Origin of the sequence: Psychrobacter sp. 4Dc (assembly GCF_002836715.1) — a bacterium.
Taxonomy (GTDB): domain Bacteria; phylum Pseudomonadota; class Gammaproteobacteria; order Pseudomonadales; family Moraxellaceae; genus Psychrobacter.
The window spans coordinates 1-285 of sequence record NZ_PJAT01000055.1 but is presented as its reverse complement, the minus strand read 5'-3'; the positions used below and the strand labels follow the sequence as shown (position 1 = coordinate 285).

Genomic DNA, 285 nt, shown 5'->3' with positions numbered 1-285 from the left:
GAATAGAGAGCTGACGATGACCTACTCTCACATGGGCGAACCACACTACCATTGGCGCTACGATGTTTCACTTCTGAGTTCGGGAAGGGATCAGGTGGGGCCATCGCGCTATTGTCGTCAGCAAAGGGGGTTAGATATGAGTCTGTTGTTGTTATTGTTTGACTATAAATGTTTAGTTTATGGTCGATCAACTTGTAACCTAACTGAATCAAGGTTAAAGGTGATATCGAAATGTTCTTTCTTATTCTATAGCCTGAGCTATACAAGATAGATTAATTAGACTTG

Annotated in this window: 1 rRNA gene; it reads right to left on the bottom strand. The window is 41.4% G+C overall.

The window, feature by feature from the left end:
* Positions 1-8 precede the first annotated feature (8 nt).
* Positions 9-122: ribosomal RNA gene (gene rrf / locus CXF61_RS02785) — 5S ribosomal RNA — on the bottom strand.
* Between the last annotated feature and the right edge of the window lie 163 nt (positions 123-285).